The sequence below is a fragment of the Corallococcus sp. Z5C101001 genome (genome assembly GCF_007352635.1).
In the GTDB taxonomy this organism is placed as follows: domain Bacteria; phylum Myxococcota; class Myxococcia; order Myxococcales; family Myxococcaceae; genus Corallococcus; species Corallococcus silvisoli.
The window spans coordinates 16,877-31,025 of the sequence record NZ_VKLU01000013.1; the positions used below are offsets into that span (position 1 = coordinate 16,877).

At 73.6% G+C, this 14,149-nt stretch carries 13 protein-coding genes; 3 read left to right on the top strand and 10 right to left on the bottom strand.

Features of this window, described 5'->3' with window-relative positions; translation table 11 throughout:
• Positions 1–169 precede the first annotated feature (169 nt).
• The gene (locus tag FOF48_RS27070; protein ID WP_255442732.1) at positions 170–3,190 is read right to left on the bottom strand and encodes a TonB family protein; all 3,021 of its coding nucleotides are present in this window, start codon (positions 3,188–3,190) and stop codon (positions 170–172) included.
• A 356-nt stretch (positions 3,191–3,546) separates the two neighbouring features.
• Between FOF48_RS27070 and FOF48_RS27075 the strand changes: the two genes are divergently transcribed.
• Positions 3,547–3,963 carry a hypothetical protein gene (locus FOF48_RS27075; protein WP_143906104.1) on the top strand — a complete coding sequence of 139 codons (417 nt, stop codon included), beginning with the start codon at positions 3,547–3,549 and terminating at the stop codon, positions 3,961–3,963.
• 22 nt (positions 3,964–3,985) lie between these two features.
• On the opposite strand, the gene FOF48_RS27080 is transcribed toward FOF48_RS27075, so the two are convergent.
• The 9 genes from FOF48_RS27080 to FOF48_RS27120 form a co-directional block, all read right to left on the bottom strand.
• Positions 3,986–4,360, bottom strand: coding sequence for a helix-turn-helix transcriptional regulator (locus tag FOF48_RS27080; protein WP_167497754.1), 375 nt, complete (start codon positions 4,358–4,360; stop codon positions 3,986–3,988).
• A gap of 341 nt (positions 4,361–4,701) precedes the next feature.
• On the bottom strand, positions 4,702–5,310 hold the full coding sequence (locus FOF48_RS27085) for a putative glycolipid-binding domain-containing protein (protein WP_143906109.1): 609 nt from the start codon (positions 5,308–5,310) through the stop codon (positions 4,702–4,704).
• 57 nt (positions 5,311–5,367) lie between these two features.
• Entirely contained in the window at positions 5,368–6,189 is an 822-nt protein-coding gene (locus FOF48_RS27090) for a hypothetical protein (RefSeq protein ID WP_235685566.1), read from the bottom strand.
• A complete protein-coding gene (locus tag FOF48_RS27095; protein ID WP_255442733.1) occupies positions 6,149–6,568 on the bottom strand; it encodes a hypothetical protein in 420 nt (139 codons plus the stop codon). Before FOF48_RS27095 ends, FOF48_RS27090 begins: the two co-directional genes overlap by 41 nt.
• A gap of 130 nt (positions 6,569–6,698) precedes the next feature.
• A complete protein-coding gene (locus FOF48_RS27100) occupies positions 6,699–7,826 on the bottom strand; it encodes a metallophosphoesterase (protein WP_143906598.1) in 1,128 nt (375 codons plus the stop codon).
• A 306-nt stretch (positions 7,827–8,132) separates the two neighbouring features.
• Positions 8,133–10,487, bottom strand: coding sequence for a hypothetical protein (locus FOF48_RS27105; protein ID WP_143906111.1), 2,355 nt, complete (start codon positions 10,485–10,487; stop codon positions 8,133–8,135).
• A 51-nt stretch (positions 10,488–10,538) separates the two neighbouring features.
• Positions 10,539–11,039: a hypothetical protein gene (locus FOF48_RS27110; protein ID WP_143906113.1), complete on the bottom strand. Its 501-nt coding sequence runs from the start codon at positions 11,037–11,039 to the stop codon at positions 10,539–10,541.
• Positions 11,040–11,054: 15 nt separating this feature from the next.
• The gene (locus FOF48_RS27115) at positions 11,055–11,558 is read right to left on the bottom strand and encodes a cupin domain-containing protein (protein ID WP_143906115.1); all 504 of its coding nucleotides are present in this window, start codon (positions 11,556–11,558) and stop codon (positions 11,055–11,057) included.
• The gene (locus FOF48_RS27120) at positions 11,555–12,334 is read right to left on the bottom strand and encodes a class I SAM-dependent methyltransferase (RefSeq protein ID WP_143906117.1); all 780 of its coding nucleotides are present in this window, start codon (positions 12,332–12,334) and stop codon (positions 11,555–11,557) included. The genes FOF48_RS27115 and FOF48_RS27120 overlap by 4 nt, the downstream gene beginning before the upstream one ends.
• A gap of 96 nt (positions 12,335–12,430) precedes the next feature.
• On the opposite strand from FOF48_RS27120, the gene FOF48_RS27125 reads away from it, so the two are divergent.
• Positions 12,431–13,747: a citrate synthase family protein gene (locus FOF48_RS27125; RefSeq protein WP_143906119.1), complete on the top strand. Its 1,317-nt coding sequence runs from the start codon at positions 12,431–12,433 to the stop codon at positions 13,745–13,747.
• 93 nt (positions 13,748–13,840) lie between these two features.
• Positions 13,841–14,128: a hypothetical protein gene (locus tag FOF48_RS27130; protein ID WP_255442734.1), complete on the top strand. Its 288-nt coding sequence runs from the start codon at positions 13,841–13,843 to the stop codon at positions 14,126–14,128.
• The last annotated feature ends 21 nt before the right edge of the window (positions 14,129–14,149 follow it).

Consider the following 14,149-nt stretch of genomic DNA (forward strand, 5'->3'; position numbering starts at 1 on the left):
CCGACGCTTCGGCCTGTCCCCCACCTTTCAACTCGGTGGCGGGCAGGCTGGAAAAACCCGCGTCTCCAGGAATACTGACACAATTGACCCCGGGTGGATCGGCCCCCCAGGGCAGGGAGCACGAAAAACTGCTCAGCGCTGAGCACTCCGGTTGTCCCTGGGGGAGGGGTCAGTACCTGCCCTTGATGCCAATGATGGGCAGGGCGATGGGCAGCCCCACGGGGCTCTTGGAGAGGGGTTGGCGGCTGTAGCCGCCGCCCTGGTATTCGAAGCCCAGGGTCTCCGTGTTGAGGGTGACGTTGAGCATGTCCAGGTACGCCTCCAGGCTGAAGGTCTCGTAGGCCCAGGCCTTGGACACGCGCACGTCGAAGCGGAAGAAGGGGGGCAGGCGGTCCACGCGATCCCTGTCCACCTGCACCCAGGTGGGGCGGCCGTCGGTGTCGGTGCCCTCGCGGTGCGTCTGGCTTCCCAGGCTGCCGTATTCGGGGCGTCCGGTGTTGAAGTGGAGCACGCCCCCCAGGGTGACGTTGTTGGAGAACTTGTGGCTGACCACCAGGTTCAGGATGTGTGTCTGGTCGAAGGCGAAGGGCAGGTCGGCCTGGGCCTCGGAGGAGACCCGCCCCAGGGAGTCATAGCGGTAGAAGGTGGTGCGCCGGGTGCTGCGCTGGAGGCTGTAGGAGAGCCAGCCGAACCAGTTGTTCCCCAGCGGGTAGCGGATGAGCAATTCCAACCCATACGCCAGCCCATGGCTCTGGAAGTCCGGCAGGTCCCAGTCGTCGCGGTTGCCGGACGGGGTGTCCACGTTGATCCGCCGCGCGCCCACCCGGCGGAAGCCGCTGCCGGTGGGGTCTTCTCCTGGTTGGGTGGGCGGCGTGTCCGGGCCGCCGCCGGTGCCCAGGTCGTCGCCCAGGCCCTCGTCGGAGAAGGGCGTGAGCTCGATGGTGCGCAGCATGGGGTTCACATAGACATCCAGCCCCACCTCCCACTTGTCGAAGGCCTTCCACTCCACGCCCGTGGACAGCTGCACGCCCTCCTGGAGGCCCAACATCAGACTGCCCACGTCCACCACCGGCAGGCTGATGAGGGTGGTGGGTGGCTGGTGGAAGATGCCGGCGCCGCCCTTGAGCGTCACGGTGTCGGTGAGCCTGCGGCGCACGGTGAGGCGCGGCTCGATGACCTTGTGGTCGAACCCGCCGGACAGGTGGTAGCTGTCCAGGCGCAGCCCGGGCACCACCGTCCACCGGTCATCGGGCGTCCACACACCCTCCGCGTACACGCCGGCGAAGGTGGCCAGCGCCACCGGCACGCGGACGGAGTCCTCCGGCACCTCCTGGCCGTTCTCCACCCGGAGCACGTCCACGATGGCGCGCTTGTGGTCCACGTCCGCGCCCGCGCGCAGGAGCAGCCGCGCATCCAATGGCACGCTGTAGCCCACGCGCCCGGAGAAGGTGCCCTGGTCGATGTGGATCTCGTTCCCGCTGTCCGGCCCGCGCGACACCACGGAGAAGCGGTCCAGGCCCCACGTGCCGCCGACCTCGAATTCACCCTTCCCCAGCGGATGCCGGCCGCGCAGGTCCACGCGGTGGAAGAGGATGGACTGGAGCGCGGTGTCCCCCAGCGCGTCCTGCGCCTGGGAGCCGAAGGTGTCCGACGAGCCAAAGGCAAACAACCGCAGCTTGCCCTGGCCCACGTCCTGCTCCACGCGGCCCTGGTAATCCCAGAAGTCGAGCACCACCTTTGGATTGGTGCGCCCGGGCGGCGCCGGGTCCTGGAGCTGGTTGGCCGCCAGCGCGATGAGCCACGGTGTATAGGAATAGCGGCCCGCGAGGCTGACGTTGGTGCCGGTGGACTTGAAAGGCGTTTCGACGAAGAAGCCCGCGTTGATGAAGTCCGCGTACGCGCTGCCGTGCACGCGGTCGTCGCGCGGCCGGGTGAGGCGCCCGTCGATGGCGCCGCCCATCAGCCGGCCGTACTGCGGCGGCGGGGAGCCCGGATAGAAGTCGATGGCGTCCAGGAAGTCCGGGTGGATGACCGCGGGCCCCAGGAACAGGTGGAAGAGGATGGGGATGCGGATGCCGTCCAGGAAGTAGCCCGTGGACGCGGGCTGGCTGCCGCGCACCACCGGGTAGGCCACGCCGGACAGCATGCTGCCCACGCCCGGCAGCAGCATCACCACGCGGAAGGGGTCGCCCATGGTGCCGGGCACCTCCCGCAGCTCCGCGTCATGCAGCGTGATGCGGCTGACCTCCGTGCGCTCCCGGTCGCCCCGCACCACCGTCTCGTAGGGGTTCACCACGAGCGGCTCCAGGCCGTAGACGACCTCCAGCGACTCGGTGCCCTTCAAGGCCTCGCGGAACAGGCCAGGCTTGTGGCCCTGGGCGAACACCCGCACCGCCTGGCCGCCCGTGGGGAAGCGCGCCACGAAGCGGCCCTGCTCATCCGTCTGCACCGGCGAGTCCGGCGCCGCGTCCGACACCAGCGTGGCGCCGATGAGCGGCTTGCGGTTGCCCTTCTCGCGCACCAGCCCCTGGAGCGTGATGGGCCCCTGGGGCGCGGGCGTGCCCCCGTCCGCGCCGGTGGCCACCGGGACGGGCGCCTCGAAGCGGTACTCGAAGAACAGGCGCACCGCGACGGGCCGGCCCTCCATCCGCGCCGGGGAGAAGCGCAGCGAGGGCGCCGCGTGCAGCGCGGCCTCGTCGAGCAGCGGGTGCACGCCCTCCACCAGCGTGGCGGTGTCCACCTCGCCCGCCTCGTCCACCAGCAGCTCCAGCTTCACCGTGCCCGCCACGCCCTCGCCCACGAGCCGGGGCGGGTACGGCGCGGGCGAGTCCCGCACCAGCGCGGGCGGCGCGAAGGCGGCCGTCGCGGGCCCGCCGTCCGGGGATGCGCCGGCCTCCACCGCCCAGCCCGCGTCGGTGCGCTGGAGGTCCGCCTCGGTGGCGGTGCCGCCCACGCCCCCGTCCCACGCGGGGTCCCCCTGCGTCCACGGCGCGTCCGTCCCCCTGGGGGCGGAGTCCGGGGTGAGCTCCTCCGGGGTGACGGGCAGGCCCGCGTCGCCGACGGGGGCCACCGCGCGGGCCTCCGGCGCCTGCGCGCGCGCGGGGAGCGGAGGCGCCAGCAGGACCCCCAGCCCCCACCCCACCGCCAGCGCGGCACGGCGCCAGGTCGTGCTCCTCGTCGCGACGGTCATGGGCGGTGGCGTTCGTCCAAGGCGGGTCCCAGCCAGCATCCATGAGGCCAGGGGATGTCCGCCCTGACAAGCACCCCCCCGTGGCGTCGTGGCGACACCGCCGCCCGCACGCCACCCGGACCGCGCGCCTTTTCCGCTGCCGGACACTCCCCTCCCCGGTGCCGTCGGGCCGTGGATGCCCCTCCCCGTCCCCGGGACAGGGCGCCCCATTTCAGATCCATCCCCACCTTCCAGGAAGTCGCCCTTTCCCATTTCCCGGACGCCATGGAACGCCCTTGCCACTCCACGCCGCTGCCCTGCGCCAGCACCGTGGACCGGGTGCGCGCGGGGTTCCTCCATGCTCCGCGAGCCCGCTCATGATTCCCCCGCCGTCCCTGCGCTACCTTCCCCATGGCCTGTTCGCGTCCCTGCTGCTGGGCATGGTGTTGATGCCGCTGCTGTTCCCGCCCTCGCTGGCGCGGGCGGGGAGCGAAGGGCCGGACACGTTCATCGACGAGGGGCCGCCGGGCGCCACGCCGTCGCGGGAGGCCACCTTCGTCTTCACCGCCACGACGCTGAAGCCCGTGTTCTGGTGCTCGCTGGACAGCAGCCTCTTCATCCCCTGCGAGTCCCCGTGGCGCCTCAAGGACCTGTCCCCCGGCGAGCACACCTTGGACGTGTACGCGGTGGACGTGAACACCGCGCGCCGAGACCCCACCCCTTCCGGCTGGGTGTGGCGGGTGACGGAGCGCCGCCAGGACACGCCCCGGACTCCCGCCTCCGCGCCCCCCTGAAAGGCCGGGGCGCCCGGGCGGCCTACCGGCGCGTGGGCAGGATGGCGCTGGCCACCAGGCTCATCAGCTTGAGCTGGGGGCGCGGCAGCCGGCGCACGGCGCGCAGCAGGCGGCGCATCTCCGGCAGGTCATCCTTGTCCGTGGAGTCCTCCTCCCACAGCCCCGCGCCCGCCGCTGCGGCCACGGCCAGCCCCAGCGACGCGTCCGCGGACAGCTGCAACGCCAGGCACAGCCGGAACAGCGTGGGGACGCTGGGCATCATCTTGCCGCGCTCCAGCCGGCCGTAGACCTCCGACGCGATGCCGACGCGGTCCGCAACGTCCGCCTGCGTCAACCCGGCCCGCAGCCGCGCGGCCCGGGCCGCCGCGCCCACGCTGACCGCCAGCTTGCGCTCCAACTGCCGCCGCGACAGCGCGGCCGCCGACGCGGGCGCCACACGGCGCTTCTTCCGGACGCGGCCGGGAGCAAGAGGACCTCGGGGGTGGGTTTTCACCACATCAACCTTGCACGTGACGTCCGGTGGGGTGGCCCACGGCCCCTCCACCGCCGGAACGGTTCGCGGGTCGTTATAACCCGCCACGTCACTCGGGCCCATCCCTATATGACAGGTTGTCTTGCGATGCCCCGGGCACCGGAGGGTTCCTCTCCAGGCCCCCGGGTCCTACATGAAACGACATGAATTGCCGCGGGGGTCCGTGAGGGATTGTCCGCGCGCGGAGGCCTGGGGTTGCGCCGGGCTCAACCCTCCGAGGCGGCGACGCGCTCCCAGCCATCCGGGTAGTGCGTGACCAACCCCAGGGCGTCGGTGTCCACCTCCGCGACGAAGGCGCCGCCCGCGCTCTCGTAGCGGTAGCGGGTGGTGGACAGCCGGGTGTAGCGCTGCTCCAGCCGCTCCAGGGACAGGGCCGGCAGGCGCACCCACGCGGCCGTCACGTCGCGGGCCTGCCCCACCTCCAGCCCCAGCCGGCGCACCGGCAGGGTGTTGGTGGCGGGCGTGACGCTCAGGTCCACGTCCACGCAGCCGCGCAGCTCGGGCAGCTCGCGTCCGTCGCGCCACCAGCGCTGGTGGTCGTCCACCTGGAGCACCAGCGTGCGCCGCGTGCCGCCCTGGTGCAGGGACAGGCGCGCCTCGCGCGTGTTCCAGTCCGGGTCGCACGCCACCGTGTAGCGCACGAGCAGCGGCAGGCCCTCGCTCACCAGCACCACCGTGCCCGCGAGCAGCGGGCCTTCGGCGGACTCCCACAGCTCGCAGTGCTCGGTGCCGGGGGACTCCAGGCGCCGCCAGGTCACGACCTGGACGCAGCGACCCTCGGGCGTGCCGCCGGACCGGGAGGCGGGCGCCGTCATCGCGGGGACCCCCGCGGGAGGGGCCTCCGGGGGCCCGCCGTCACCGCGCGGCCTCCCTCACGGCGCGCCCCGTCCGGCGTAGAGGCTGTCCAGCGCCTCGTCCAGCAGGCACAGGGCGGCGTCGCTCCAGCCGCGCAGCCGCTGCTGGGGCGTGGGGCGGCCCACGTGGGGGATGAGCTGCGCGTCGGCGGCGTCCTCGATGAACTGCGCCTGCTGCTCCGGGTTCAGCTCCGCCCACCGCCGGTGGCCCACGGCCTTGCGCCAGTCGTAGCCGTCGCCCAGGTACTGCGCCGCGAGCGCGCCGCTCAGGTAGCCCGTGCCGCCGTGCTGGTGCTGCCACACGTGCGTCAGCTCGTGCACCAGCAGCCGGAAGCCCACCGCGCCGTAGCCGGGGGGCACGTAGAGGATGTCGCCGTGGGCGAACGCGCGGCCCGGCAGGCCCAGCACGCCCAGCGCCCCCTCCTTCACGCGCACGCAGCCGTAGTCCACGCTGTCGCCGAAGATGGGGCGCAGCCGCGCCACCTCCGCGTCCGTCAGCACGCGGCCCACCGGCTCCAGGCCGGCCACCACCTGCACGGCGCTGAGCACGCGCCCGCCCAACATCAGCACCAGGTCCACCGGCACCTGCGCCACGCGGAACAGGCCGCGCTTGAGCTGCGGCAGCCCTTCGCGGGAACGCCCCTTCGCGCAGCGGGCCATGCCGCCCGCCAGCAGCATCAGCGCCAGGTACGCACCGCGCGCGGCGCCCGCGGACGCCCCGGCGATGCCGGTGAACAGCCCGTGGCCGGCGTCCGCGACCCGCTCGGTCAGCGGCGCGAGCCGGCCCTCACGGCGGGTGTCACGGACGGCTTGCGGATTCAGCGAGGTGGGAGACCCCAAGGACCCTCTCCAGGAGCGATCGCAACTCACCGGAGCGCCAGGGCCGGCCAAGTGCGAAGTGGGTGTGGCTCGCGGTCCGGAACGTGGCGCTCGCTTCGGGACGGAAACCGGAGGACAGGAGGATGCGCGGACCGTGGAAGCCCCGGTCCACCAGACGGCAGAGGAAGTCGCTCACGACGCGGCGATCCGCGTCGAGGTCCAGCACCAGCCCGTCCACCGCCACGCCCAGGTCCAACCGCCGGTCCGCCGACGTCGCGCCCAGCGCCGTCACCACCCGGCACCTCAGCCCCACCTCCCGAGCCACCGCCAACCGCACCACGGGCGACTCGGAGACCACCAGCAGCGCCGGCGCCGAAGCGGGGGTCCGGACCGCCGCCACCGGAGTGACCCCTCCGCGCCGCGCACCCGTCACCGCGGGCGCCGTGGGACGGCTGAAGGCGAATTCCGGGACTAGGAGGGAAGACGGTGCAATGGCCACGTGCCCATAATAAGCAGCTAGAACGGAAATATCAATCTTGGCTTGAATCACCGCCAGCCCGGGGAGCGGCCACGAGGGTGAGGGCGGCGATCTCCGGGGCGGGCCCCAGGCGCAGCGGGGGGCCCCAGTAGCCGGTGCCCCGGTGCGTATAGACCCGGGTGCCCGCGACGGTGGCCAGGCCCTTCACGACGGGCTGCTGGAGCTTCACGAAGAACATGAAGGGGAAGATCTGCCCGCCGTGGGTGTGGCCGGACAGCTGGAGGTCCACGCGCAGGCCCTCCAGGGACAGGGCGGTGCGCGGCTGGTGGGCCAGCAGCAGGCGGGGCACGTCCGCGGGGGCGCCGGCGAGCGCCAGGTCGGGGCGGCTCTCCAGCGGAGGATCGATGTGGCCCGCGTCGTGGTCGGTGACGCCCGCGACGACGAGCCTCGCGCCGCCGCGCTCCACCACGCGGTGCTCGTTGGTGAGGACGGTGATGCCCAGCCGGGCGACCTCCGCCATCCAGGCGCGGGCGCCGTGATAGAACTCGTGGTTTCCGGTGACGTAGTAGACGCCCAGCGGGGCCCGGAGCTCCGAGAGCGGCGTCATCTGGTCGCGCAGCTGCTCCACGGCGCCGTCCACCAGGTCGCCGGTGATGGCGACGACGTCTGGCTTCAGCGCGTTCACCTGCTCCACCACGCGGCGCAGCCAGACGCCGTCCAGGGTGGGGCCCACGTGGACGTCGGACAGCTGCACGACGCGGAGGCCCTCCAGGCCCGGGCCCAGGTCCCGGATGGGCACGGTGGTGCGCTCCACGCGGGCCCTGCCGCGCGCGGTGACGAAGGCGAAGGCCACCGCGGGCGCGACGGTGCCCAGCACGGCCGCCGCGCGACCGCGGGCCAGGGCGTGCATGTCGGTGACGGCGCCGGAGACGGACAGCACCGCGCCCACGACGTCCGACGCCAGCACGGCGGTCAGGAGCATGCCGAAGGTGCCCAGCCAGAGGTAGGCGGCCCACTGGATGACGCGGGTGAAGCCGGTGGCCTCGCGGCGCGAGGCGCGAAAGCCGGCCAGCAGGACGAGGTAGCAGGCGCCCAGGAGTCCCCACCCCAGGGCGGCCCAGGGGGCGGGCCACGCCGGGGCGGTGAAGAGGCGCAGGCCGATGTAGACGTGCAGGGCCATGGGCAGGCCCAGCCCCAGGAGCAGGGCCAGCCCCCACCGCGAGCGTGGAGCACCGGAGGAACGCCGCGCCCGCCGCGAGGGGGCTTCACCCGAGGACACATCCGTCGTCACGCGCACCACCCTGTCGCCCCGGGAACCGGGACGCCTTCGAGCGCGGGAAGATAACGGGGCCCCTCGGGCCGCGCCCGGCAACCCCTCCGGAGGCCCCGCGGCTCGCGGGCTCCACGGCGTGCCCCCCAGGCCCGGGCCGAGGACGCGCCAGGGCGGCCTGGGGGGCAGCGGCCCGGGCGCCGGGCCTTCCGAGGATCAGCCCCGGGCGCGGCGGCGCGTCAGGACCGCGAGTCCCACCAGGGCCCACAGGGCCAGCACCCCCGCGGGCGCCGTGCCACAGCCGCACCCCACGTCCAGGTTGGTGGGACCGCGCACCTGGAAGCCCACCTCCGGTGAGCGCAGGCCCGCCTCGCCCTCGGCCGTCACGACCTGCGCGACGACCTGGTGCGCGCCGGACGCGAGCGCCTTGTCCGCGCCCACCTCGTGGCGGAAGACGCCCTCGTCGTCCGCGGTGACGGTGGCCAGCGCGGTGCCATCCAGCACCACCCGGACGGACGTGCCGGGCAGCGCCACGCCCACGAACGTGAACGTCGGATCCACGCTCGCGTCCTGCGCGGGCACCACCATCAGGGGCACCGCGGGATCCACCGAGCCCGCGTCGCTGCCGCCCTCCGTCCCACCGTCCGCGCCGGGCACCACCACCTCGAAGCCCACGGCGTCGGAGTACAGCCCGTCCTCACCCTTCTCGTTGTGCGCGTGCACGGTGACCTTGTGCACGCCCACCGCCAGCGGCGCCGACGCCGGCACCTGGTAGCGGAAGCGTCCCAGCAGGTCCACCGGCACGACGCGATCCGGCCCATCGTCGATGACGACCCCCACGGTGACGCCGTTGGACGTCGTCCCGGCGAACAGCGGGGTGGGGCTCACGGTGTCCCCATTCGAGGGCACCACCAGCACGGCCATCTGCACGACGCCGCCGTCCGCCAGCACCACCGGGGATGAGCTGAAGCGCACCGGATCAGACCCCGGGCTGGCCACGCCGAAGCCCTCCGCCCAGGCGACCGCGACGTGCTCGCCTGCCGCCAGCGGCGAGGGGGTGTTCAGCACGAAGCGGCCGTCCGTCCCCGGCACCGACGCGCCGATCTCCCGTCCATCCACGACGATGTGCACGACGGGCCCGTTCGTTCCCGCGATCCCCTCGAAGCGGGGGCGCGTGGTGGTGGACGCCGTGCCCGACACAGGCGCGGTGATGGTGGGCGTGGACGGCAGCTGGAAGGCGTAGTCCAGCACCTGCACCGTCCCCGCCGAAGGGCCCTCGCCCGTGGAGACCGGCCCCGCGCCGTGCGAACCCGCGCCCGGGTAGCTGGACGTCCCCGGGCTCCCCGCGTTCACGGACGGCGCGCAGTCGAGCTGCTTGCCCTGGACCAGCACGCGGCCACCCGCGCCACCGCCGCCCGGCCCCTGGGGCACCTTGTCCAGCTTCGCGTCACCGCCCGCGCCGCCCGCCGCCACCAACGCGCCGCAGGACACGGACTCCACCGCGCGCAGCGTCACCACCCCGCCCCCGCCGCCGCCCCCCGCCCCCGCGTAGCCGAGCGAGGCCGCCGCCGCCGCGCCAGAGGCGCTGAAGAGGCCCTTGCCCTCGAACGCGGTGGCCCGGATGAACACCACGCCGCCGCCGGCGCCACCACTGGAGCCGGTGGACTCGGCGCCCTGGCCCGAGCCACCGCCACCGCCGAACATGAACCGGTCGAAGATGAGGTAGTTCAGCGCCGTCCCGCCCTGCCCTCCCTCCACGCGCGGCCCGTCCCCGGCCGACGTGTCGCCCCCATTGCCGCCCACGCCCCCGTGCCCGCCCCCGCCACCTCCCGCGGCGTCGCAGTTGCCTCCGCCCCCGCCGTTGGCGAGGTTGCCGCGCCCGGTGATGAGGCCCTTCTGCGACGCGACGCCCGCCACGCCCTCCCCGCGCATGGAGCCGCCCGCGCTCTTCGTCAGCTCCAGCCCGGTGCAGGCCTTCTGACCGACGGTGCCCACCGCGAAGCCGCCGCCTGGAAAGCCCGCGCCGTCCGCGTCGATGGAGCCATTGTTGACGACCTTGCCGGACACCAGCATCGCGAGGATGCCGCCGGACTTGCCGGTCCACGGCGACGCCGTGAGCCGGGCCCCCTCCGGGACGACGACGTCGGAGTACTCGGGTACGCGCAGCACCTGGGCACGACCCGTGATGTAGGAATGGCGCAGGGGCGCGGTCAGCGTGATGAGCCCCGCGCTCACCCCCGCCACCCGCGCCAGCTCCCAGTGGCTCGGGTCCGACCGGGTCGCGAGCAACAAGGCCGTGGTGCTCCCCACGTCCGGCAGGGTCGACAGGCCCGTGCTCTGGTGGATCATCAGCAGGTCGCCAGTGGAGATCTTGAAGCCAGACGCCGACAGCTCCTTCGCGCCCTCGGCGACGGACTTGCCCAGGGGCGCGGACTCCCCCAGGGTGACGCCCTGGCCGGAGGTGAGGGCCAGCACGCCATCACGTCCGGTGCCCAGTCCAAAGGAGTCCGGCTCCGCGCGAGCGACCTGCGCCAGGAGCAATCCAACGATGAGGGCCAGGGGGATCCGCATGCCCCCATGGTGCCCCACCGGGCGTCCGGGGTCGAGTGAGGCCCACCCCCTTCAGCGCGGCGTTCCCAGGTCCGCGAGCGCCCGGGCATTGACGGGCGCGAAGAAGGGCTGCCGCGACAGCCGCCCCAGACTCCGGCGCTCCACGCACCAGAGCTGAAGCGAGTCCTCCCACTCCCCCAGCACGGCCACCGCGCGCACGTCGGCCGCGTCCCGGTACAGGTCGTTGAGGTTGTGCACGAGCGCGGGCACGTCCTCCACCTCCCAGCGCTCGGTGACGTCGCCCATCGCGACGTGCAGCTCCAGGGCGGGGCGCTCGCGCACGTCCACGACCTTGAGCCGCCGGGCCGCGCCCCCCATGGCCAGGGTGAGGGGGCCCACCAGCTCATCCGGCCGGACGCCGTACCCCACGGTGAGCCCGCCCACGAGCAAGCCCGCCTCGCACAGGCGCAGCAACGACACGTGGGGAGGCTCGCCCTTGGGCAGCAGCGCGGAGGCCGCGGCGGAGTCCTTGAGCAGCCGCTCGCGGTCGAGCACGTCCAGCAGGGGGGCCATGGGCCGCGCACCCTATCAGGGGGGTTCGCCCTCCCAGTAGTCCACCGCCGCGGCGAGGGGCAGGTAGGCATGCAGCGTGCGCGCGGCCTTGTCCCCTCCGGGCGCGGCGCCCGCGAAGACGCCCACCTTCCTCGAATCCGGATACACGAGCACGTCGGGCGCCTCCATGGTGGAGAAGCACAGGTAGCGCAGCGGCTCCGGCCCGTCGTTGATGAGTTGGTGCGCGCACTCCGCGCCCGGCGGCAGCGCGACGTAGTCACCCGGGCGCACGGGCAACGTCTCCGCGCCCAGGCGCAGCGTCCCCGCGCCGGACAGGACGTAGACGGCCTCCTCGTTGCCCAGGTGGTAGTGCAGGGGCCACGAAGCGCGGCCCGGCGGCACCTCCACCAGGCTGCACCCGAGCTTGCGCCCGTGCGCGGCGGCGCCCAGTTGTTTGCGCTTGAGCGCCACGCGGGTGCCGTGGGCGACGTCGGTCCAGGGCAGGTCGTCCGCGTGGACCAAGTGGGCGGCGGGCTTCACGGGCGCACCCCGACGAGCGCGAACACGCGGTGGGGCACGGACATGGGCTCCTGGGGGAAGCGCTCGGCGAGCAGCGCGGCCAGCGCGGCGTCGAAGCGGGCCACGGCGTCCGGGGGAAGCAGGGCGCCGATCCGCGCGTTGGCGCGCAGGCGTCCGCGCCAGGCCAGGTGCGTGTATGGCGTGGGCGACTCGAAGGTGAACGACGTCAGGTCCTGGAAGCCGGCCACGCCCAGGTCGCGGAACCACTCCGGGTAGAGGCCCACGCCGTGGCCGAAGCGATCCACGTTCAGGTGGGCGCGGGGGCTGAAGTCCTCCATCACCGCTTCGGTGGCCTCCACCACGTTGCCGGGGAGGGCCAGCCAGTCGAAGTAGGCGAGGATCAACCTCCCCCCGGGCTTGAGCAGCCGGAGGACCTCGCGCGCGGCGGCGGCGCGGTCGAACCAGTGCCAGCACTGGCCCGCGAACACGCGGTCGAACGAGCCCGAAGGCAGGCCGGTCTCCTCCGCCCGTCCCTGGAGGAAGTCCACGGTGAGGCCCTCCTCGCGGGCCAGCAGTCCGGCGGATTCCAGTTGCGGAGCGGACACGTCCTGCGCAGTCACCTGAAGGCCGCGCCGCGCGAGTCCCCGGGCGATGGTGCCCGTGCCGGTGCCCAGGTCCAGCGCGCGCAGGCCCGGTGCGATGACCCCGTCCCGTTCCAGCCGCGTGAAGAAGGCCTCCGGGAATCCAGCCCGGTATTTCGCGTAGTCCAACGACGTGCGTCCGAAGTCCACTGGCATGGTCGCTCCCCGCTCGAAAGGCCTCCCGTGCGGAGGGTTCAACTCGACAGGATATCCAGTCGAGTCGAGACTCCTGCTCCAGGAGGCACGTGAAGCATGGTGCGTCGTACAGGGGGCCGCTCTCAATCTCGATTCGACCATCCACCTGAGGAGGAGCTGCTGCGCGCGGACGAAGCGGCGGCCCTGCTGGGGGTGAAGCGGGCGACGCTCTACACGTACGTGAGCCGAGGGCTCGTGCGGTGCGTGCCGGAGAAGGGCACGAAGGAGAATCGCTACCTGCGCACGGACGTGGAGCGGCTGAAGACGCGCCACGATGCCCGTGCGGGCCACGCGGCGGTGGCGTCCGGGGCGCTGCGCTGGGGTGAGCCGGTCATCGACTCCTCGGTGTCTCGCATTGGCGAGGAGGGGCTTCAGTACCGGGGCCATGACGCCGTGAGGCTGGCCACCGACGGGCACCTGTTCGAGGACGTCGCGGAGCTGCTGTGGACCGGCCGCCTGCCGCCAGGGCCCACCGCGTGGCCCGCACCGGAGGCACCTTCGTCGCGAAGCGCTCCCCGGGTCTCTCCCGCCGCGCTCGCGGCGATGTTGCCGCGAGACACGCCGCCCCTGTCCGCGCTGGCGGCGCTGGTGCCCCTGCTGGCGGCCAATGACGCGGGCCGGTTCTCCGCGCCGGTGGAGCAGGACAAGGTCCGCGCCCGCGCGCTCATCCGCCACCTGGGCGCGTGGGTCTGCGTGGCGCAGGCTCCGGAGCGCGTCCTGCTCGCGCTGCGGGAGCCCACGGTGGCCGCGTCGCTGGCCACCGCCTGGGCCGCGAAGTCGAAGCGGGCGCCGGAGCTGATCAACCTGGCGCTGGTGCTCTGCGCGGACCACGAGCTGAACACCTCCACCTTCGCCGCCCGCGTGACGGCCTCCTCGGGAGCGGACCTGTACGCGTGCGTGAGCGCGGCGCTGGCGGCCATCTCCGGCCACCGACACGGCGGCGCCTGTGACCGCGTGGAGGCGCTGCTCGCGGAGGTGGGGCGCCCCGAGCGCGCCGCGCCCGTGCTCCACGGCCGCTTGCGCCGGGGTGAGGCCGTGACGGGCTTCGGCCACCGCCTCTATTCGCACGGAGACCCCCGCACGCCTCCGCTCATCGAGGCCGCCTTGAGCGTGAAGCCCGAAGCCCTGAAGGTCCGCGTGGCCCGCGCGGTGATGGACACCCTGCGCGACGCCGGCCACCCGCCGCCCTCGGTGGACCTGGGCCTGGTGATGCTGGCGGACGCGCTGGGCCTGCCCCCGGGCGCGGCCACCGTGATGTTCAGCCTGGGCCGCACCGCGGGCTGGGTCGCCCACGTCCTGGAGCAGCGCGACCAGGGCCACCTGCTCCGCCCCCGCGCCCGCTACGTGGATCCCCTCGGGTCGCCCTCACGCTAGCCCCGGAAGCCATGGCGCGCGGCTGTCACCTGCCATGCACGCCGCGCGCATTCCCCGTTGCCCTCCGGCCCGCGATGCGCAGACTGGCGCCCCGTGAGCACCCCACGTCCCAACCTGCCCTATCCCGCCGTGATGCTGCTCGGCAACGTCGCCTTCATCGCGTCGTGGATCGTCATCCTCAAACGCCCCGAAGGCTGGCAGGTCGTGGGCCCGGTGCTGCTCGCCCTCTTCCTCGCGCTGCGCGTGGGCGGCGTGTGGCGCTACGCCCGGAACACCCCGGACCCCACGGGCCGCGCGAAGCGCTCCGCCATCTTCTCCACCGTGCTGGCCCTGCTCGCCGTGGGCCTCTGGGTGTTCACCTGGCTGAGCGGCCCTCGCTAGAAACGAAACGGGCGCCCCTTC